The 19,426-nt window shown below is 70.0% G+C and carries 15 protein-coding genes and 1 pseudogene; 4 read left to right on the top strand and 12 right to left on the bottom strand.

Going from position 1 to position 19,426, the window contains the following annotated elements; genetic code table 11:
• Positions 1-17 precede the first annotated feature (17 nt).
• The 5 genes from ABZ297_RS35225 to ABZ297_RS35205 form a co-directional block, all read right to left on the bottom strand.
• Positions 18-470, bottom strand: coding sequence for a hypothetical protein (locus ABZ297_RS35225; RefSeq protein ID WP_355355600.1), 453 nt, complete (start codon positions 468-470; stop codon positions 18-20).
• Between the two features lie 130 nt (positions 471-600).
• On the bottom strand, positions 601-2,313 hold the full coding sequence (locus ABZ297_RS35220) for a tetratricopeptide repeat protein (RefSeq protein WP_355355598.1): 1,713 nt from the start codon (positions 2,311-2,313) through the stop codon (positions 601-603).
• A 196-nt stretch (positions 2,314-2,509) separates the two neighbouring features.
• Positions 2,510-3,727 (bottom strand): DMT family transporter, encoded by a 1,218-nt coding sequence (locus ABZ297_RS35215; RefSeq protein WP_355355596.1) that lies wholly within the window; start codon positions 3,725-3,727, stop codon positions 2,510-2,512.
• 726 nt (positions 3,728-4,453) lie between these two features.
• Positions 4,454-4,942 carry a GNAT family N-acetyltransferase gene (locus tag ABZ297_RS35210; RefSeq protein WP_355355594.1) on the bottom strand — a complete coding sequence of 163 codons (489 nt, stop codon included), beginning with the start codon at positions 4,940-4,942 and terminating at the stop codon, positions 4,454-4,456.
• On the bottom strand, positions 4,939-6,468 hold the full coding sequence (locus ABZ297_RS35205) for an XRE family transcriptional regulator (RefSeq protein ID WP_355355593.1): 1,530 nt from the start codon (positions 6,466-6,468) through the stop codon (positions 4,939-4,941). Before ABZ297_RS35205 ends, ABZ297_RS35210 begins: the two co-directional genes overlap by 4 nt.
• A gap of 301 nt (positions 6,469-6,769) precedes the next feature.
• On the opposite strand from ABZ297_RS35205, the gene ABZ297_RS35200 reads away from it, so the two are divergent.
• From ABZ297_RS35200 to ABZ297_RS35185, 4 genes are all read left to right on the top strand, one after another.
• On the top strand, positions 6,770-7,054 hold the full coding sequence (locus ABZ297_RS35200; protein WP_350811492.1) for a hypothetical protein: 285 nt from the start codon (positions 6,770-6,772) through the stop codon (positions 7,052-7,054).
• 434 nt (positions 7,055-7,488) lie between these two features.
• Positions 7,489-8,478 carry a mechanosensitive ion channel family protein gene (locus ABZ297_RS35195; RefSeq protein ID WP_355355591.1) on the top strand — a complete coding sequence of 330 codons (990 nt, stop codon included), beginning with the start codon at positions 7,489-7,491 and terminating at the stop codon, positions 8,476-8,478.
• Positions 8,479-8,487: 9 nt separating this feature from the next.
• Entirely contained in the window at positions 8,488-8,868 is a 381-nt protein-coding gene (locus ABZ297_RS35190) for a globin (protein WP_355355589.1), read from the top strand.
• A 6-nt stretch (positions 8,869-8,874) separates the two neighbouring features.
• On the top strand, positions 8,875-10,392 hold the full coding sequence (locus ABZ297_RS35185) for a glycoside hydrolase family 13 protein (protein ID WP_355355587.1): 1,518 nt from the start codon (positions 8,875-8,877) through the stop codon (positions 10,390-10,392).
• On the opposite strand, the gene ABZ297_RS35180 is transcribed toward ABZ297_RS35185, so the two are convergent.
• The 7 genes and pseudogenes from ABZ297_RS35180 to ABZ297_RS35150 form a co-directional block, all read right to left on the bottom strand.
• On the bottom strand, positions 10,387-11,559 hold the full coding sequence (locus tag ABZ297_RS35180; protein WP_355355585.1) for an MFS transporter: 1,173 nt from the start codon (positions 11,557-11,559) through the stop codon (positions 10,387-10,389). The two genes, ABZ297_RS35185 and ABZ297_RS35180, sit on opposite strands and share 6 nt — an antisense overlap.
• Positions 11,560-11,607: 48 nt before the next feature.
• A complete protein-coding gene (locus tag ABZ297_RS35175) occupies positions 11,608-11,982 on the bottom strand; it encodes a thioesterase family protein (protein ID WP_355355622.1) in 375 nt (124 codons plus the stop codon).
• 387 nt (positions 11,983-12,369) lie between these two features.
• On the bottom strand, positions 12,370-14,034 hold the full coding sequence (ettA, locus tag ABZ297_RS35170; RefSeq protein WP_355355583.1) for an energy-dependent translational throttle protein EttA: 1,665 nt from the start codon (positions 14,032-14,034) through the stop codon (positions 12,370-12,372).
• A 430-nt stretch (positions 14,035-14,464) separates the two neighbouring features.
• The gene (locus ABZ297_RS35165) at positions 14,465-15,754 is read right to left on the bottom strand and encodes a GGDEF domain-containing protein (RefSeq protein WP_355355582.1); all 1,290 of its coding nucleotides are present in this window, start codon (positions 15,752-15,754) and stop codon (positions 14,465-14,467) included.
• Positions 15,755-16,079: 325 nt separating this feature from the next.
• The gene (locus tag ABZ297_RS35160; RefSeq protein ID WP_355355580.1) at positions 16,080-17,141 is read right to left on the bottom strand and encodes a single-stranded DNA-binding protein; all 1,062 of its coding nucleotides are present in this window, start codon (positions 17,139-17,141) and stop codon (positions 16,080-16,082) included.
• A 197-nt stretch (positions 17,142-17,338) separates the two neighbouring features.
• Entirely contained in the window at positions 17,339-18,961 is a 1,623-nt protein-coding gene (locus tag ABZ297_RS35155) for an ABC transporter (RefSeq protein ID WP_355355578.1), read from the bottom strand.
• A pseudogene (locus ABZ297_RS35150) lies at positions 18,958-19,426 on the bottom strand (AAA family ATPase); the annotation flags it as partial. The gene ABZ297_RS35155 and the pseudogene ABZ297_RS35150, both read right to left, overlap by 4 nt.

Raw genomic sequence — 19,426 nt, 5'->3', positions numbered from 1 at the left:
CCGGTGTCGCCGGCGGATCACCACTCCGCAGTCCACGCCACCACGACAGCGGCGGCCGGCAGGAGTGCCACCACCGCCACGCCGGCCAGCACCCGCCGGCTTTTCGGCACCTCCGCGGCCGTCACGAAAGCCGCGATCGCCCCCGCCCCCGCGAAGGCGGCCGCGGCGGCCACGGCGTGCGCGTACGCCGACGGCCACGACGGCAGCACCTCCCCCACCAGCCGGAACACCGTCAGCACCCCGGCCGCCACCACCGCGACCCGCCGTCCGGGACGTACGCCCACCCGCTCCAGCGCGACGGCCGCCGCACCCAGCACCGTGACCGTGACGACGGCCAGCGCACCGACGGCGGGTGCCAGACACCCCCAGTCCTCGCACCCGATCCCGAGCCACGTCAATCGGACACTCGCCCACCAGAGCACCCCGAGCGCGCCGTAAACCCCCGCCGCCCGCCCCATCCGCCCCACCATGCGGCCATGATCGCACCCATATCCCCCGATTTCCGCGCCTCCCCCTGGCGCGAACCGCAAGCAGCGCGGCGTCAACGGTGCGCAGCCGTCAAGCGGCGCGGAACCATGAGTGGCGCGGCGACCAGCGCGGCTACGACGGTTGCGTTGTGCGGCGCTCGTCGGCGGCGGCCTCCGCGAGCCGGCCCAGGGCGCGTAACGCAACGGCACGGTTGGCGAAGAGGTCCGGTTGGGGGTCGAGGTCGATGGCCCGGGTGAGGTCCGACACCGCGCCTTCGACGTCCCCCAGCTCGAACCGCAGCACCCCCCGGTTGCCCCAGGCGGACGCCAGGGCCGGTCCCGCCTCGACGGCCCGGTCGAGGGCCGCGCGGGCCTCCTCCAGCCGTCCGGCAGCCGTTTCGAGCTGCCCCAGAACCGTCAGCAGGTACGCGTTCCCGGGCGACAGCGCGAGCCCGGCCGCCACGTCCGCCCTCGCCTCCTCGTCGCGTTCCAGACCAGCCAGCAGCCCGGCCCGGTTGATGTAGGCGTCCAGGTAGCCGGGGTCGAGGTCGATCACCCGGCTCAGGTCGGCCAGGGCCGCGTCGAGGTCGCCGCGCCCGATCCACAGCTCGGCGCGGTTGTAGTACGCCTCCGGCAGCGGCGGCCCGGCCCGCATGGCCGATTCGTAGTCGGCCAGCGCGGGCACCTCCTCCCCCATGCCGAGCAGCAGGTTCCCGCGTTCCAGGTAGTAGTCGGGGAAGGCGGGGTCGATCGCGATGGCCGCGCCGTAGTCGGCGAGCGCCTCCTTGACGTGCCCGAGCACCGCCAGGAGCTGGGCCCGGTTGGCCAGCAGCACCATGCGGTGGACGGGATGCCGCGCCCCCAGCTCGCGAGCGAGTTCGAGGGCCGACTCGACCAGTTCGAGCGCCGCGTCCAGCCTCCCGTGCCTGAGTTCGACCAGCGCCAGCCCGTTGCGGTCGAAGCCGAGCTTGAACGCCCGTTCCATGGGGTCGGGCAGCAGGGTGGAGATGGCGATCGCCTGGTTGATCCAGCCCCTGGCCCGGCCGAGGTCGCGCTGGGCGGGGTCGGGGTGCCGGGCGTCCAGCATGGCGGTGCCGTACGCGGCTGCGGCGTGCATGGCGGGGTCCTGGCTGGTCCTGCGGACCAGCTCCCAGAGGTCGCGGGCCTCCTGGACGCGGCCGAGCCCGCCGAGCGCCGTCGCGGTGCGCTGGGCGAATCGCCACCACTGCGTGCCGCCGGGCTCGGTCAGGGTGAGGCCGCGCTCGCCCAGTTCGGCGGCGGCGTGCAGGAATCCCTCGCGCATGCAGTGGTCGACGAGCGTCCACAGCTCGCCGGCGTCACGCGAGTCGGGGGCGAGGGGCGGGCCATCCGCGTAGAGGGCGATCGTCAGCACGTCAGGAGGGATCCGGCGCATCAGGACGTCGAGCAACTCGACGTCGGTGGGGTCGGCCTCAGCGCCGTTGCACACCACGAGCGTCCTGCCGGGCGGCACCACGGCACGGACGAACTCGGCGATCCCGTTGGCAAGCCGCAGCGTGCGGCGGGGCGCGGGCACCAGGATGCGTTCGTCGTCGGGAAGGCCCGCGTCGATCGTGGCCCGTCGGGCGGGCACCCGGTCACACAGACCGGGTGCGACCGCGCGGATCTCGAGGTCATGAGCCGCGACGAGATCAGCGGAACGTTCCATGGCGACGGGGACGAGGTGGTGCAGCAGCGCGGACCCAACGGTGTAGGGACCATGGGGGCGCCGTTGCCCGTCGATGATCGGCATCAGCAACGACGCGGTCTCCCGTCGCCGCGTCGGTGGCGCCCCCCGCGCCTTCAGATGGGACTTGCTGTCGCTCACCCCTTGTGTATGACGCTGGAGTTCCCGGTCAGCCTCTTGGCCCCCGGCTTGCGGACGATAATGCGCTTCATGATGACCCTTCCACTTGGGGATAACTCCCCATTATTCGGACACCTCAGCGATTATCAAGTTTTGCGGCGAATAAGTGCGGACTTTATAGATGAGAGGTTCGCGGAATTTGGCCGTTTCCGTCGGCCTATCGAGACCGAAACCACGAGGGGAGTGGCCCCGTCCTGTTCTGCTCCGCCTCTTCCATCAGCGCGCACAGGCAGCGCCCGGCGAGCGTTACCGACTGGCAGCAGCCGGGCCCTGACAGGTTTTTGGCACGAACGATCAGAGTCGCCCGTTCGATCAACCGCTCCAGGCTCGGCTCGTCACCCCCCTTGACCGCACGCGTCCGCCACGGGCAGTCGTCGTGGCTCTCGCAACCGCTCTTCCCGACGATCGGCACGGGACCGCCGCCGAGCTTCAGCGGATCGTCCCGCTTGACCCGCAGGTCAGCCAGCACCCTGGACGCCTGACGTGACACCGCGAGCAGTTTCCGCCGCTCCGCCGGCATCTTCGGAGCGGTCTCCCTGGACGGCACCGCGAGCAGCATCGCGACAGCCATCAGCCCGCCACCGACGATCATGCTCCAGCCGATCTGCTCGTTGAACCAGATCACCGCGATCGCGGCCACCCAGAGCGGCTGCGACGACATCAGCACCGCGCTGGGCACGGCCGACAGGTGCGCCTGCCCGTACGAGCGGGCCAGGAAGCCCAGCGCGCACGAGACGACGGACAGGTGGGCGAGTATCCCCCAGTCGGGCAGCGAGGCGGGCATGCTGAACCCGTCATGGGCCGCCAGCGCCCCGGTCATCGCGCCGATCGTGGCGAGCTGGACGACGGTGAGGGCGTAGGGGTCGAACCCGCGATCGGCCCGGGAGAGTTTCGCCAGCAGGAGCGTGTGCCCCGAGTACAGCGCTGCGGCGCCGAGGGTGACGACGAGCGCCAGCAGCGAGAACTCCTGGTCCTCGACGCCGCGCAGCAGCGTGAACACCGTCATCCCGGCCAGCGCCAGCCCGACGCCCACCCACACCCGTACCGGCACCTGCGCCTTGAACAGGCCCAGGGCCAGGATCGGCGTGATGACGACGCTGCACCCCACGGCGAACCCCGACACGGCCGAGGGAAGGCTGTCGAGTGCGATCGCCTGGGCGCTCTGCCCGACCCCGAACATGACCCCCAGGATCACCCCGTTGACCCAGGTCCCCCGCGACAGCCCCCGAAGGCTTCCCGGCCGGATGAGGAACAGGGTGAGCGCCGCGATCGAGTACCTCGCGGCGAGCAGGTCCTCAACTGGTAACCGGAGGATGAGATCTTTCATCAGCGGGAACGCCGACCCCCAGGCGGCGCTGACGAACAACAGAAGCACGGCTCCCATGAGGGGTCGGGGAGCGGCCAAGCCTGCCATGCCGGAAGCATCTCATCACGATGAGCAGCCGAAGATGTACAGCGAGCGCACGGTGATACTCCTCTACCACTCGGAGTGAAGAGCCTCACCCGTGGTCCCGGACATCCTTATCCGCACGGGTCGCCGAACCGCCCATTCCCCACAAATCCCTCCACCAGAAAACCACCCCAGGAGTTGCTCCGATGTCTTACGCGGTGCACGCGCTCGCCTACGCAGCGAGACGAAAGGGAGCGCCCACTCGCGCCTCCGGCGCGCGGCCAGCGGGTCTCGCACCCGAGGGGGCCGCACCGGCGGCTGGGGCGGGGGCCCGTCGACGGGCGGCTGGGATACGGACCCGCCGACGGGCGGCAAAGGGCCCGCGCTAAGGCCGCGCCGTACGGCTCGGAGACGCCTCAGGGGAGGCGGACTGCACACGCCCGTCTCGCGACGCACGAACGGCATCCGGCCGTTCTGGGCCCACTCGAACAGCGGGCATGGCGCACGAACGGATCCGGCCGGCACCGCACGCGCACGGGCTCAAACCAGGAGACCGGCCCAGACACGCGCCGGACCGCTGCACGCACAGGCACACACGGACTCATGCGTCCGCACCATGCGGAAGCGCACCATGCGGAAGCGTGGCAGGAGGGAGCGCTGCAGGCGGGAGGGGGCGCTGCAGGCGGGAGGGGGCGCGGGCGAACCGTGCGGTCATCGCTCCAGCATTGCCGCAGGCGTCAGCCGCTTCTCTCCGTACACCACGGTCAGCCCGCCCACCTGCTGCCGGGAGATCTCGCGCCACCCGTGCCGCTGGTACAGCAGCAGGGCAGCCCCCTGGTTCAGGGTCGTGTCGCCGCGGACGTTGTGAAAGCCCAGCTCCACCGCGCGTCTCTCCAGCGCCAGGAGCATGGCCGAGCCGTAGCCGCGGCGCTGGTGCGCGGGGTGGACGCGAAGCCGGCAGACCTCGGCGGTCTCCGTGTCGATGGGACGCAACCCGCCCATCGCCATGACCCGAGAGTCGACCTCGCCCACGAGGAAGTCGCCGCCGCACGCCAGGTAGAGCTCCTGGATGCGCGGGAAGTCGTCGTCGTAGTAGACGCCGTCACCCGGCGCCAGCCCCACCTCCGCCAGGCAGATCTGGTGGAGAGTGAGGATCGTGTCGAGGTCAGACCAGCGATAGCGCCGGATCTTCAGCTTCATGCACCGCCATTCCCTTCCCCCTTGACCTGTTGCGCGCGAAACTCCAGGAGGACGGGCAGCCCCGCATGTTCGGGGTCCTTCTGCCTGATGAGCCTCTCCAGTTTCACGGCCGGCCGGATGATGAACTCCGTCAGGTAGTCGGGGCCGAGCCTGCCCAGAGCCTCGTTCGCGATCCTGACGGCCTCGTCGACCTCTCCGTCGATCAGGCGGCACTGCGCGTGGTCGAGCCTGATCAGGGTCTGGTCGAGGATGTGGTCCTGGTACTTGTCGAGGGCCTGGTTGAGCACCACCTCGGCTTCGAGGGTCTGGCCGAGCTTGGTCAGGACGTCGCCCTGGTAGAAGTAGAGCTGCCTCTCGGTGTAGCCGAACGCCATGTCCTCCTTGTCGTCGGCGCGCATGTGCGTGAAGGCGTTCCTGGCCCGTTGGAGCGCGCGTTTGGCCTGGTCGACGACCTCCTTCTTGCTCTCGGTTCCCGAGAGCAGCGCCAGCGCGCGGGCCTCGACGACCGGGGCCATGGCCTGCGCCGCGCACGGGGTCTGGCCGGCGAGGTCGCGGCTCTTCTTGGCGAGGTTGAGCGCCTCGCGGGCGTCGCCGTAGTAGAGCGGGACGAGGGCTTCACGGGCCGTGACCCAGGCGCGCAGGGCGCGGTCGCCGGTCTCGTCGGCGGCCGTGCGGCCGGTGCGGAAGAAGGACCTGGCCAGCCGGTGGTCGCCCAGGTTGATCATGATCATGCCGCTCAGCCCGGAGAGCTGGGCGGCCATCCGGCACAGCCGCTCGAGCAGGTCGACGGGCTGGCGGTGGGCCATCGCGTTGCGTACGGCGCTCAGTTCGAGCAGCACGTCGCAGAGCAACCGCTGCGGCGCCGTGTTGGTGTACTGGCGGCCGAAGCTGAGCGTCGCCTCCTCCCACTGGTCGAGCATCGCGGGAGAGACGGTGGCCGAGACGAGGGTCTCGTCCATCCGCCGCCTGATGCCCTCGGCCGCGCCGAGGACGGTCGCGTCGGGCTTGGCGTCGGAGGGATTGTCGCCGAGCAGCCGGAGCAGCGTGCGCCGCAGGACGTTCTCGTCCTCCTCGCTGCCGGAGCTCAGATCCGGGTTCTCCGGCTTGATGATCAGGTCGCGCTCGTGCGGCGGGCGCGCCCCGGGCCGTTCCTGTGCCTCGGTGACGAGGAGGCCGGCCATCCGGTGGTTGTGGCCGCAGATGCACGGGCCGTCGTAGCCGAGCGAGGTGGGCTCCACCCGGTAGACGCTGCACAGGTAGTGGAGGTACTCGGGGCCGGGCCGTTTGAGCCCGCTCTCGTACGCCGACAGCAGCGTCTCGCCGATGCCGGGCACGGGTTTCTCGTCGCGGTTGAACAGGGCGCGGACCTGTTCGATCACGTCAGCGAGCGCGATGCCGTGTGCAAGACGGTGCCCCTTGATCTTGGTCGTGCCGAACTGGGACACGCAGGACTGGTGAATCTCCTCAGCGATCTGGGCAGGAGTGCGACCGGCGGCCAGGCCTTTGGCCCTGATCCGCCTCGCCATCTCCGTTTCCCTGTGCTGTCTGCCGGACATCCCGGCCCCTCTCACATGTCCCGACCGGTTCACTACCGGTGACGGAGCGTAGCTTTCAGGTTGCGCTGCGCCTACGAAAGACTATGGACCATTGATGGCGGGTTTGAAACGTCCTCTTGAAAGTTTACGGATAAGGATCGTCCTCCTGCGGACTGTTTCTTACATCCCACGAGGGAGAAGGCAACTCCCTGTAGCCAGGGGGGCCTCGTTGCGCCCGCCGCGGACTTGAGTCATCTTTGGCCCACCAGCCACGACCCAAGGGAGGAACGAGGTGGGGGACGACAACTTCGAGCACCTCGCGCGTCTTGTCTCCGCACTCGACGCTCACGGTCTGCTCGCACGAGTGGTCCAGACCCAGAGCGGACGGATGTTCGTCCGGGTGATCAACCCGAACGCGACGAGCCTGTCCGAGAACGTCACCTGTCGGCCGACGGTCGCGTCCGAGCTACCCGACTGGTGGTACTGCTGGTCCTGGGGAGAGCGGATGCACGCGGCCGACGATCCGGCTGGTGCCGCGACGAAGGTCGCGCGGGTGCTTGCCGCCGTGGGGGAGTGATGAGGCGGTGACCCGGGTGGAGCGCAGCCATCACGGATCACCGCACCCACGGCGGCTTCGCAGAGCCGGCGGAGTGGCCGGTGCGGAGGGCTTCCTCCTAGCGGAGGCCCTGGCCACTCCGCCGGTTCCTGCAACACACGAGGACTCCTGCAGCTCCCCGGCCGCAGGGACGAGCGTTCTCCGGGTCTGACCGGAGGGCGGTCCGGGAGATTCCTCCCGGAGATGAGAACGGCGGCGGACATGCTTCCGGGTGCATGTCTCCGCCGAGCCGCACGTCACCGGAGCGACAGGGCTCGCCCTCCGCGGCCCCGAGCCCTGCCGACCCCGTCTTCCCCGGCGTGATGTGACGGCGGCCGGTTCGGTCGGCGGTATCTTTTGCATCGAAAACATGCAAAGGGCCCGCCGGCCGAACCGCTTTCAAGGAGGATCCCCCAGTGTTCCTGCTGGCCCTGCCGATGACGCCACCTCCGACGGATATTCCGAGCCTTGACCAACTCGGGTCCGCCGTGGCGGGGACTTGCGGTTCCGACACCGTGATCTGCGGCCCGCTCGTCAAGTGGTTTCCCGATGCGGCCTGGGCCCCACTCGTCGCCAGCCTGATCAGCATCGTCCTCATCCTGGTGTTCGCGATCGTGGTGCGGAACCTCATGCACCGCGTGATCACCCGGGTCGTCAACCGGGCGGCCAGCGGCGGCTCCATCACCAGCCGCTTCCGGAGGAACGGCGCCGCCACCGAGGGCATCGACGCCCTGCTGCACGAGCGCCGCAAGCAGCGGGCCGAGACCATGGGCTCGGTGCTCAGGCATGTCGCCTCGATCCTCATCCTCGGCACGGCCGTGCTGACAGTGCTCGACCGCCTGACGATCCCCATCGCCCCGCTGCTGACCAGCGTCGGCATCCTCGGCGTCGCGATCGGCTTCGGCGCCCAGGAGCTGGTCAAGGACTTCATCGCGGGCATGTTCATGCTGCTGGAGGACCAGTACGGCGTGGGCGACGTGATCGACTGCGGCTCCGCGATCGGCACGGTGGAGGCGGTCACGCTGCGTGTCACCCGGCTGCGCGACGCCGACGGCCGCGTCTGGTACGTCCGCAACGGCACCATCACCCGGGTCGGCAACGAGTCGCAGGGCTGGTCCCGGGCGTACGTGGACGTCCCGGTGGCGTACGACTCGGACGTCACGACGGTGCGCGCGCTGCTGGAGAACGTCGCCGAGGAGATCTGGGCCGACGCCGAGTTCCGCGAGACGCAGATCGTCGAGCATCCCGACGTGTTCGGCGTGGAGGCACTGTCGGACGCGTCCCTGGTCTTCCGGATCTCCGCCAAGACGCTGCCCGCCAGGCAGGCCCAGGTGGCGCGGGAGTTGCGATACCGGGTCAAGGCGGCGCTCGACTCCGCGGGCGTGGCCATGGTCGCCAGCGCATAGGCTGTGACGGTGACTGAGACCTCCTTCTACGAGGCCGTCGGGGGCGAGGAGACCTTCCGGCGCCTGGTGCACCGCTTCTATGAGGGCGTGGCCGCCGACCCGTTGCTGCGGCCCCTCTACCCCGAGGAAGACCTCACGGGCGCGGAAGACCGGTTCCGGGGGTTCCTCATCCAGTACTGGGGCGGGCCCAACACCTACAGCCAGGAGCGCGGGCACCCGAGGCTGCGGATGCGCCACGCGCCGTTCGTGATCGGCGAGGCCGAGCGCGACGCGTGGCTGCGCCACATGCGCGACGCGGTCGAGTCGCTGGAGCTGCCACAGGATCAGGAGACCCGGCTCTGGGACTATCTCGTCTACGCCGCGCACAGTCTGGTGAACTCACCGGCATAAACGGGCATGACACGCCACATGGACTCCCCCTGGTGGCGTGACGCCGTCGTCTACGAGATCTACGTTCGCAGTTTCGCCGACGCCTCCGGAGACGGCGTCGGCGACCTCCCCGGGGTGCGGGAGCGTCTGCCGTACCTCAGGAGCCTGGGGGTCGACGCCGTCTGGCTGACCCCCTTCTACCCCTCCCCCATGGCCGACGGCGGATACGACGTGGCCGACCACCGCGGCGTCGACCCGCTGTTCGGCACGCTGGCCGACTTCGAGGCGCTGGTGCACGACGCGCACGAACTCGGGCTGAAGGTGCTGGTCGACGTCGTGCCGAACCACAGCTCCAGCGAGCATCCGTGGTTCCGCGACGCGCTGCGCGGGGTGGGCCGCGACCGCTACCTCTTCCGCGACCGTCCCAACAACTGGCAGTCGACGTTCAGCGGCCCGGCCTGGACCCAGCTCCCCGACGGGCAGTGGTACCTGCACCTGTTCGCGTCCGAGCAGCCCGACTTCAACTGGCGCAACCCCGAGGTGCACGCGGAGTTCCTGGACATCCTGAGGTTCTGGCTGGACCGGGGCGTCGACGGGTTCCGCATCGACGTGGCCATGGGGCTGTACAAGGCGGAGGGGCTGCCCGACGTCGAGGACCAGGCGTTCGCCTCGGTCTCGCCGATCTGGGGCCGGCCCGAGGTGCACGCCGTCTACCGCGACTGGCGCAAGCTGCTCGACAGCTATCCGGGCGAGCGCATGGCGGTGGGCGAGGTGTGGACGGACGACCCCGCCGACCTGGCCCTGTACGTGCGCCCCGACGAGCTGCACCAGAGCTTCAACTTCTCCTGGCTGCAGGCGCCCTGGTCGCCGGCCGCGTTCAGGAAGGTCATCGACGACACGTTGAAGACGGTCCCGTTCGCGACGTGGGTGCTGTCGAACCACGACGTGGTGCGGCACCGCACCCGCTACGGCACCGACGATCCGGGCACGGGTCTGGCGCGGGCCAGGGCGGGGCTGCTGATGATGCTGGCCCTGCCCGGCTCGGTCTACCTCTACCAGGGCGAGGAGCTGGGCCTGCCCGAGGTGACGGACCTGCCGCCCGAGTCCCGCCAGGACCCGGTGTTCAAGCGGTCGAAGGGCGAGCTGCCCGGCCGCGACGGCTGCCGGGTGCCGCTGCCGTGGACTCCTGACGGCGCCTCGTACGGCTTCTCGGCCGACGGGGTGGCGCCCTGGCTGCCCCAGCCGGACGAGTTCCGGACGCTGAACGCGCAGAACCAGGCCGAAGACCCCGGCTCGACGCTGGAGTTCTACCGCCGGGCCCTGGCATGCCGCCGCGAGCTGGCCCGGTCCGTCCCGTACGCGCTGGAGTGGCTGGAATCCCCGCAGGGTGCGCTGTTCTTCAGCCGTGGCTCGCTGACGTGCGCGGTGAACTGCGGCTCCGACCCGGTGCGGCTGCCGCCGCACGAGTCCGTGCTGCTGTCGAGCGGGCCGGTCGAGGACGGCGTCCTGCCGCCCGACACCGCCGCCTGGCTGCGTACCTCATGACGACGGTGTCGCGTCCGGCACCTCGATGGCGCTCTGCTCACCGCGGACCGGGATGACGGGCAGCGAGACCAGCGCGCAGGCCAGCCCTGCGGCGAAGCTCGCCCAGAACCCGGCCTGGGTGATCAGGACGCCGCCCAGCCAGGTCACTCCCAGCGACACCGTGTTCTGGATGGTGTTGTGGGTGCCGAGCACCCGTCCGGCCCAGCCGGGGCCCGCCAGCTCGCCCGCCGCGAGGTAGGCGAGCCCGTTGCCCGCCACGGTGATGACCGCGGCGAGCCCGAGCATGGCCGGGCCCAGCCAGGAGCGGGTGACGGTGCCGAGCACGAGCAGGGCGAGCACGGCGAGCGTGCAGAACGTGAGCAGCCGCAGGGGCGCCATCCGCAGCCCGCTCCTGTCGGACCAGCGGCCCACCGCGATGCGGACCGCGGCTCCGCCGATCGCCGCCACGCCGAAGAGCTGGCCGGCCATGACGCCGTCCCAGTGGTAGACGCTGACCAGGCATTCGACGCCGTACGTGCTGACCACGATCTGCGGCACGACGTGCAGCGCGCTAGTGGCGTGCACCCGCCAGAGCGCGGGCTGCCGGTACGGCGAGACGTCCTGCCCGGTGCTGGATTCGGCGAGCCTGCGGGGCGGTTCGGCCAGGAAGAGCGCGGCCAGCACGGCGGCGAGCAGGCTGACGGCGGCGCAGACGAGCAGCACACCGCGGATGCCGTGGGCGCGCGCGACAGGCGGCAGGACGAACGCGGCGGCGGCCATGCCGAGCGTGTAGGACACCTGGCGCAGCCCCATGGCGACGCCGCGTTCCGGCGGGTCGAACCAGCGCAGCACGATCCGCCCGCCACCGACCATGGCGGCCGATCCGGCGGCGCCGGCGAGGGCGAGCAGCGCAATCACGGCCCAGGTCTCGGAGACGAACGCGACGGCGGCGAACAGGACGACGGCCAGCCCCACTCCGGCGCCGAGCACCAGTCGTTCACCGCGCCTGTCAGCCAGCGTACCCCAGGCGACGAGGGCGACCATGACGCCGATGCCGGGGGCGTTGCCGATCAGTCCTCCAACGGGGAGGGAAACGCCGAAATATCGTTGTACGTCCGGCATGACGAGAGGCAGGCCGAACAGTCCCAACGTCACACTGGCGTGAGCGTTGACTCCGATGCCCAGCATCACCCAGCGTCTCCTGCCCCGCGGTGTCATAGGTCGGGCACCGGGCGGTTAGGCGAAGCGGCGGAGGTAGGCGAGTTCGTCCCCTGTGAGCCTGCGCGGCGCGGCCCGCTCCACGTCGTAGGCGACGAGCACGGACATGGCCCGCACGTACAGATCCTCGTCGTCGCGGATCTCGTACTGCAGCGTGAACCTGACCGGCCTGATCTCCGTGACCCACGTCTCCACGCGGACCGGCTCCGCCCGGAAGCCCAGCGGGCGTAGGTAGTCGATCTCGTGCCGGGCCACGACGAGGCTCTTGAAAGGCGCGTCACCGGCCTTGTACGGATCGATGTGCAGCATCCCCAGGCGGGCGTCTTCCAGATAGTCGAAGAAGCGGACGTTGTTGACGTGCCCGAGCGAGTCAATATCCGCAAATCTCACCATGCGGGGGAAGATGTGCCGTTGTTGTGCGACGAGGGAGTGTTCAACCACGTCCGCAACCGTACCTGTCCTCGTCACCCGGCCTCGCTCCGGGCAGCCTCGCGACGGTCAGGGGCCGGCGGTGCCGGCCGCGCCCGGCGAGCACGTCCTCCAGCGGGGGACGCCCGAACAGCGCCAGCGCCCGGCACCTCGGGCAGCATCACGGCTCGGTGCCTCGGGCAGCGCCACGGCCCGGCGCCCAGGAGCAGCATCACGGCCCGGCGGTCCCTCGAACCCGACAAAACTCACGGCGGGCCCTTGAGAAGGACCCGCCGTCGAATTCCAGAAACACCCACCGCACACGAGCAGAGGCCGGCCCCCACCCCCGCGTAGGGGCCACGTCTCAGACGATCAGTCCCTGTGCAGCTTCCTGTAGGTGATGCGGTGGGGCCGAGCGGCGTCGGCGCCAAGCCGCTCGATCTTGTTCTTCTCGTAGTCGGCGAAGTTGCCCTCGAACCAGAACCAGTTCGACCCTTCCTCCCACGCCAGGATGTGCGTGGCGATGCGGTCGAGGAACCACCGGTCGTGGGACGTGATCACCGCGCAGCCCGGGAAGTCGAGCAGCGCGTTCTCCAGCGACGACAGCGTCTCGGTGTCGAGGTCGTTGGTGGGCTCGTCGAGCAGCAGGACGTTGCCGCCCTGCTTGAGGGTGAGCGCGAGGTTGAGCCGGTTACGCTCGCCACCCGACAGAACCCCGGCCTTCTTCTGCTGGTCAGGGCCCTTGAAGCCGAACGCCGCGATGTACGCCCGCGACGGCATCTCGACGTTGCCGACCTTGATGTGGTCGAGCCCGTCGGAGACGACCTCCCAGACGTTCTTCGCCGGGTCGATGCCGCCCCGGCTCTGGTCGGCGTAGGAGATCTTGACGGTTTCGCCGACCGTGATCGAGCCGCTGTCGGGCGTCTCGCCGTCGGTGATCATGCGGAACAGCGTGGTCTTGCCGACGCCGTTGGGGCCGATGATGCCGACGATGCCGTTACGTGGCAGGTCGAACGTCAGGTTCTCCATGAGCAGCCGGTCGCCGAAGCCCTTGGTGAGCTGTTCGGACCTGATCACCGTGGTGCCGAGGCGCGGGCCCGGCGGGATCTGGATCTCGTCGAAGTCGAGCTTGCGGTACTTGTCGGCTTCGGCGGCCATCTCCTCGTAGCGCTGGAGGCGGGCCTTGCTCTTGGTCTGCCGGGCCTTGGGGTTCGAGCGGACCCACTCCAGCTCGTCCTCCAGGCGCTTCTTGCGCTTGACGTCCTTCTGCCCCTCGACCTTGAGACGCTGGGTCTTGGCCTCAAGGTAGGTGGAGTAGTTGCCCTCGTAGGCGAAGGCGCGGCCACGGTCGAGCTCGAGGATCCAGCCCGCGACGTTGTCGAGGAAGTAGCGGTCGTGGGTGACGGCCAGCACGGTGCCCGCGTACTTCTCCAGGTGCTGCTCCAGCCACTGGACGCTCTCGGCGTCGAGGTGGTTGGTGGGCTCGTCGAGCAGCAGCAGGTCGGGCGCCTCCAGCAGCAGCTTGCACAGCGCGACGCGGCGACGCTCACCACCGGACAGCTTCGCCACATCGGCCTCGGGCGGCGGGCAGCGCAGCGCGTCCATGGCCTGCTCGAGCTGGCTGTCGAGATCCCAGGCGTTGCGGTGCTCCAGCTGCTCCTGCAGCTTGCCCATCTCGTTCAGCAGCTCGTCGCTGTAGTCGGTGGCCATCTGCTCGGCGATCTCGTTGTACCGGTTGAGCATCGCCATCGTCTCGGCGACACCCTCCTGCACGTTGCCGAGGACGGTCTTCTCCTCGTTGAGCGGAGGCTCCTGCTGGAGCATGCCGACCGTGAAGCCCGGCATCAGCTTGGCCTCTCCGTTGGACGGCTGCTCCAGGCCGGCCATCATGCGGAGCAGCGTCGACTTTCCGGTGCCGTTCGGACCCAGGACGCCGATCTTGGCTCCGGGCAGGAACGACAGCGTGACGTCGTCAAGGACAACCTTGTCGCCATGCGCCTTGCGCACGCGCTGCAGCGTGTAGATGTACTCCGGCATGGTAACTAGCTTAGGGGCTACGGACCCGCGCTTCCGCCGCCTCCCCAGCCCCCTGCCCCCAGCCGCCCCGGAACTCCCACCAACCCCCGACTCCCCCGCCAAGCGCTCCCGGAAGCTCGACAAACCCATCGCCTTGCCTGATTGAGGTTGTTCGAAGAGCAACCGCTGAGGGACGACCGTCGGGAGCGCTGTTCATGGACGACCGGTCACCAGAACAGCCGGTCCTCACAGGGAGGCGAACACTCCGGCCTCCTTCGCGGGACGGTTCCCCAACGAACCAACCGTCCAACTGCGGGCACCCTCACCCCAGCCCGCGAGCGTCCTTGAGCGGGGCGCGGCAGGCAGATGATCGGGGTCAGGTGAGGGGCCGTCAGAGGTCGAGTGGGTCGCTGGCCGCGGGGTGGCCGCCCGCATCTGGTCGGGCTGGGCGTTAGGTGGGGGTGTCTTCCGAGCTTGGGCGGGGTGGCTGGACGATGGGGATGCAGATGCGGTCTCGGCCGAGTTCCTTGGCCCGGTAGAGGGCCAGGTCGGCGGCGGCCAGGAGTTCGATGAGGTCGTCGCCGTGAATGCTCATGATGGCGACCCCCGTCGAGACCGTAACGGTGATCATGCAGTCGTCGGCCGGGACGGCCATGCGGCTGATTCTGCAGCGAAGGCGCTCCGCCACCATTCGGGCCTCGTTGATGTCGGCGCGCGGTAGCAGGACGACGAATTCCTCGCCGCCGAAGCGGCCCACCACGTCGTAGTCGCGGAGCTGGCTGCGCAGGGTCGCCGCGACGTTGATGAGGACCTGGTCGCCCAGGAGATGGCCGTGGGTGTCGTTGACCCGTTTGAAGTGGTCGATGTCGATGAGCAGGAGCGCCAAGGTCTCGCCGGTGCGCCGAGCGCGGACGATCTCCGTGTCGGCCTCGCGCTGCCAGGCGGCGGCGTTGAGCAGGCCGGTCTTGGGGTCGGTGCGGGCGGCCGCCTGGAGCTGGGCGTGCAGGAGGCTGCGCTGAAGCAGGACCACCGGTGGGAGCGTCAGGACCAGCAGCGCCAGGTTGAGACCGCACGCGATCGCCACCGTGACGCCGAGGCACAGTTCCACGACGTCGAGCAGGAAGCTCTCCCGGTCCCACAGCACCTCACGCCAGCGGATGTCGGGATCGGCGGTGTGCGCCGCGATGGCGATCAGGCTCGTGTTGAGGAGAGCGAAGATCATCGCGGCGGCGACCGCGGCGGCGATCGGGCTGCCGCGGCCGCTCGACAGCGCCGACGGATCGGGGACGAGCTCGTGGAAGATCACGGAGGCCGTGCATCCGGCCAGGCCGATGGCGGCCGTGCTGCCCACCCTGCGGTACAGGACCGTCGCGCGGACGCGCAGCTGGAGCAGGAACTGCAGCACGATCGGCGCGAACAGGGCGTAAACCGGCGGCAGGAGCAGCGCGACCGGCAGCCACCACGCCGACAGCAGGTCTCGCGAGACCCCCGCAGGCATGCCGAGACGCCTGGTGGCCTCGATGCAGACCGCGCCGCAGCCCATGAGAGCGGCGAAGGTCAGCAGATCAGACCACCGGAAATGGGTGAAAGTCGCCAACAGCAGGATCGCGGCGAGATCGAGGGTGACGAGCCCGCACAGGTACCCGACGAGCGAGCGGCGCTGCCCCAGCAGCGGCCAACGGCCGACCAGCGATGACACACCGTCGCGAGACTCGACCGAGGTGTGACTGGTCGTCGCCATCTCGTCTCCTCCCTGACTAACGATGTGTAACACGATAATTGCGGAGTGTGCGTCGTGCGATGGGAACCGCTACGTTGACAGCAGGGCCGCATACCACTTGTGGTCAAATGAAGGAGAACCGCTCACTTCGCGAGCGAACCGTGCGGGAAAGGAGCAGCCATGGTGCGGGGCGTAACCTGGACCTGATAAACGCTCTTGCCAGCTGACACGGGCAACACACCATCGGCCGCTCCCTCCTCATGCCGCGCCTAGCAACGCACGGTATTCGCGCGTACGGTCGGTGGCCCCTCCTCCTCCATCTTCACCAGCCCGCTTCAGGGCACTCTCAGGCTGCTGCTCGTTCCTGCACGTGCCAGTCGGCCTCTGCTGCTGCTCTCTCCCCTGCGCGCGCCGTCCGGCTCCCGCCGACTGACCTCCCCGCTGTTACCTGCGCCCCGGTTGCCCGACCCCCGCGCGCCTGACCCCTGGCTGCCTGGACGCCGGTTGTCTCTCCGGGTGCCGCTTCCTGGTTGTCGTCTCCGTCGGCGTCGTCTGCGGCGAAGGGGTGTGGGGGCGTCGTCTCGTCGGCAGGCCTTCCTGGCTTAGACGAGGTCGCGGCGGCCGCGCTGCCGCCATCGGCCGAGGCCGTGTCAGGCGATCGGCGGCGAGAGGTACCCGATGCCTCGAGCGAGAGGTCGTTCCTGGTTTCCACGCCGCCCGGCCGATCGAATGTGCCCTCGGCTCGGGCCTGACCAGGGGCATTCTCGGCTTGGGGCCGGCCGGGGGTTTCGGAGCCGGCGTGCGCGGTCGAACCGGCCGGGCCGTTGGGGGCGGTTTCTGGGCGTCGTGCCGGAAGGCGCCTGGCTCCCATGGCCCAGTCTTGGGTCTCCTCGTCGAGGCGGTCGCGCATTTCCCTGCTCACCGCGGCCGCCGCTCCGGCGCGCTCCGGCTTGGTGAAGACGCCGGTGCCCCAACGCAGGTCGTGGCCCACCGCGCTGGCCTCCACTTCGGGCATGAACCTGCGGTCTCCCTCGGGCCCGAACTCTCTGATGCGCAGTTTGCCGGAGACCACGATCGGCTGCCCGATGCGTACGGAGTGGGCGACGTTGTCGCCGAGCGAGCGCCAGCAGCGGACCGCGAAGCAGACCTTCTCCCCGTCGGCCCACTGCCCGGTGCGCTTGTCGTAGTAGCGGTGCGTGGTCAGCACCCTGAGCGAGGTGACCTTGGCGCCGTCTTCGAAGGTGTACTGCCGTGGCTCTGCTGCCACGTTGCCGGTCAGCGTGATCTGGATGTCGTTCATCTGATTGCCTCCCATGCGGCGGGCCAGGCTGCCCGCGACCTGGGAACACCGTGCCTCAGCCGCCCAGCCCACCCGGCCGCCGAACCCGATTCTGTGGACAGCCGCCATGCAGCCGGTCACTCCCTGTGGACAGAGGACGGACCACCGAAAAGAAGGAGCGAGGGACCGCCGTGTGGCGGACTACCGGAAGGACGGGAAGCGCGGGCCACTGCGGGGCGAGCCACGATAGGGCGGGCCGCCGCACGTACGCGGACGAGGCAGGCAGCCCGGAAGGTTGGGTGCCAAGCGCCGGCAGGAAGGTGGATTTATCCTGACAAGCCGCGCAGGGCCGTGTAGAACGCGTGGTGCCGTCCCAGTTCCTGCTCCACCGGCTCCACCACCGTGGTCTCGGCCACCGCCGACACCCGCCGCCGCATCTCCCGCTCCAACCGCTCCCGCTCCTTGGACGCCCCCAACTCCACGAAGTTCCGCGAAGCGATCCCGGACAACGCCCCCAATCCCAGCACGGAAGCCATCATCAACCCCACCCAGGGCAGCGCCGCCGTGTCGCCGAGCAGTTCCATCCCGCCGGGCGCCTGCCCGGGTGCGAGCAGCCCCACGGCCAGCCAGGCCAGCCCGAGGACGAACGCCACGACGAGCAGGTACTGCCACACCTTCAGCACCCGCCACCATCCGGGCACCCGGTCGAGCTGCGGGGCGACCTCGGTGAGGTCCTTGGTGAGCGCCTCGGGCAGCTTCCCGGCGCGTGACCTGGCCGCCTTGTGCACCGCCGTCCGCCAGACCGGGTGCATCCCTGCGGTCAGCCCGTCGGCGAGCGCCTGGACGGCGTTGTTCACCTCGGCCGACTGCGCGCTGACCGACCCGGTGGCGATGCCGCGGACCTCGTCGGCGATGTCCTCCAGCCGCAGGCTCTTCAGCGGGTCGGGGCGCAGCCGGGCGATCCACCGGGGGTACGGCCAGCCGACCCACTGGTCCGACCGTTCCGCGTAGATGTTCTCCATGGCCTCGCCCACGGCCGGTACGCCCACCGCGTCGCAGAGGGCGTCCGTGAGGCCGAGCCGCCTGGCCTCGTCCACCGAGGCGGGCGCCGACAGGGCGCTGCCGACCGGCATGCTCTGCGCCAGGCGGCTCTGCAGCCGGTCGAGGTCGGCCTCGAGCTTCTGCATGGCAGCACGGCGGCGGGACACGGCGGCGGCGATGACGCTCTTGAGGCTGTCGATCCCGCGCCCGCTGACCGTGGAGGTGGGCACCACGGTGGGATGTTCGACGCCTTCCCTGCGCAGCAGGTCGTTCAGGTCGATGACCAGCTCGGCCAGCTCCTCGGGGGCCAGCCGGTCGGACTGGTTGAGCGCGAACACGGTCACCGCGTCGTGCCCGGCCAGCTCGGTCACGTAGCGCCGGTGCGTGGAGGCGTCGGCGTACTTCTGCGGGTCGAGCACCCACACGACCAGGTCGGCCAGGCCGATGAGCCGGTCGGCCTCGGTGTCGGTGAGCGCCCTGATGGAGTCGTGGTCGGGCAGGTCGAGCAAGATCAGCCCGTGGAGCTGGCTCTCGCCCTTGTCGAGGGCGCTGGCGCGGGCGAAGCGGTGCCGCCACTGGATCTGCAACCAGTCGAGCAGCGGCCCGGCGCCTTCCAGCCCCCACACGCAGGCGTGGGTGCGCGCGGTGGTGGGCCTGCGCACGCCCGTGGGAGACAGTTCCAGCCCGGAGACGGCGTTGAACAGCGACGACTTGCCGCTTCCCGTGCCGCCCGCCAGCGCGACCACGGTGTGGTCCGACGACAGCTTGAGGCGTTCGCCCGCCTGCTGCAGCACCGTTCCCGCCTCAGAGTGCAGCTTGGCGTCGAGCCGTCCGCCCCCCAGCTCGACGATCTTGGTGAGTGCGGTCAGCCGCGGGGCGAGGCCTGGCTTGGTCGTGACAGTGGTCATCGCGCGACCTCTAGGTTGTAGGTCGCCTGGTAGAGGCGGGTCGCGGTGGACTCGTCCGGGACCCCGGCGGAGTCGAGCGCTTGCACGTAACGCATGGATTCCTCGTCGAACAGCATGCCGATCCTGGCTCGTAGGTCGCTGAGCGCCTTGGCGCCGATGCCGCGCAGCGACTCGGCTCCGAGCAACGCGGTGACCAGCCGGTGCGACAGGCCCTCCGCGCCGCGTGCGCTGAACATCGCGACCATGAAGATCAATGAGAGCGAGTCGGCGTCGAACGACACCACCTTGGACACCGACCGCTTGGCCACGCCCTCGGTGCGCACCAGCTCCGTGACGTGCTCCTGCCAGGCGGCGATGCCCCGGCTGGCGCGCCGCACCAGCTCGTCGGACGGCCGCTCCAGCCCGTCGGCGAGCGCGGCGCCCGCCTCGGATCGCCGCCGCCAGCGGGCGACGACCTCCTCGCTG

The organism is Nonomuraea sp. NPDC005983 (genome assembly GCF_040614375.1).
GTDB lineage: Bacteria > Actinomycetota > Actinomycetes > Streptosporangiales > Streptosporangiaceae > Nonomuraea.
The sequence above is the reverse complement of the archived record's forward strand: the minus strand, read 5'-3'. Positions and strand labels throughout refer to the sequence as shown.